The following is a 1,347-nucleotide window of genomic DNA, read 5'->3' as shown; positions in this document are numbered from 1 at the left end:
CCAGACTATCGGCCTTGTGCGGGACTTTATGGGAACCCAGTGGCTGCGGGACCAGGACATTACCATGCAGGTTCGGGTGAATCCAGCCCTGTCACCGGCGAACCTTTCGCTCCGCTTTGATGCAAGCGCGGCATCCAGTTTCCGGGCTACCGCGGCAAACGGGCCGGTGGGGCTCTGGCTCCCGGTCTTTAACAACGGCGGACCCTCGGGGGCGGCCTTCTCCGGTATCGTTCCCTGGCCAAACGACAGCGCCCATGGCGGCGGAACGAGCCTGTACAGCGGCACCAAGCAGGGTGGGGCTCTTCCATCCAGTGCCCTATGGAACTTCTCCGTTCCCGCCTCTGATCCGCGGGTAAGGAGTGTTTCCACCCTGGATTTCTTCCTTACCCTGGACAATGGTGGCAATACCGACGATCCGCTTTATGTGGCCCGTCTCGATGTTGCTCCGGGGGCTCCCATCCCGGCCAACTGGTACCGGCTCGTGCGGCCCTTCAGCTTCGATATCCATGATGTGACAAAGCAGCGGAGCAATGCGACGATCCTTAACAATGTGATCGATCCAACCAGGGGTGAACGGGTAAGGCTCTCCTACCAGCTCACCAAGGCGGGACAGGTTGCCATTCAAGTCTTTACCCTGGACGGAGATCTGGTACAGGTCCTGTATCGGGGCTACCGGCAGGCCGGAGATTATACCGTAAGCTGGGACGGAAAGAACCGGGGCGGCCGGGTGGTTGCCCGGGGCATGTACTTTATCCGTATCGTAGGCCCCGATATTGATGAAATCCGCAAGGTAATGGTGGTAAAGGAATAGGCGCTTCCCCTGCGTTTTTCTTGCGTTCCCGCCTACTTTAGGATACACTGGAGGAACCACCCCTGGCCCCGGAAAAGGGGCCGGGGGGATACCGCCGGGCCGCTCCGACAAAGGAGCCCCGCGGAGTCCTATATTCGATTAAACCAACGGAAGGGGAACCCAATGAAAGGCATGGCTATCAATCTGAAAAGCCTGATGCGATGGAACCTGTCTATGAACCTGTCTATGCTGGCAGTTGCTGCGGCCCTGGGGCTTTCTCTTGTCTCCTGCGGCGCCTCTTCAGTTCCCGACCCCCAGGGGGCCTGGGTACCGCCGGGTTATCGGCTTGTGTGGCAGGACGAATTTAACTACAGCGGTGCCCCGGATAGCGAAAAGTGGGGCTATTCCACCGGAGGAAACGGATGGGGTAACGCGGAGGTGCAATTTTACACCGATAAGCGGACCAATTCCTATGTCGATAAGGGCCGCCTGGTCATTCGGGCCGTGAATGAGGGGGGCATGTGGACCAGTGCCCGCTTAAAAACCCAGTACAAGGC

2 protein-coding genes are annotated in these 1,347 nt (G+C 59.1%); both read left to right on the top strand.

Going from position 1 to position 1,347, the window contains the following annotated elements:
• Positions 1-811 (top strand): hypothetical protein (locus N2315_09380; GenBank protein MCX7829381.1); only part of this gene is annotated, 811 nt, incomplete at its 5' end.
• 162 nt (positions 812-973) lie between these two features.
• Positions 974-1,347: hypothetical protein (locus N2315_09375; GenBank protein MCX7829380.1), on the top strand; the 374-nt coding region annotated here is incomplete at its 3' end.

It is taken from the genome of Thermanaerothrix sp. (assembly GCA_026417795.1).
Taxonomy (GTDB): Bacteria; Synergistota; Synergistia; order Synergistales; family Synergistaceae; genus Thermanaerovibrio.
This window is presented reverse-complemented; position numbering and strand designations above follow the sequence as displayed.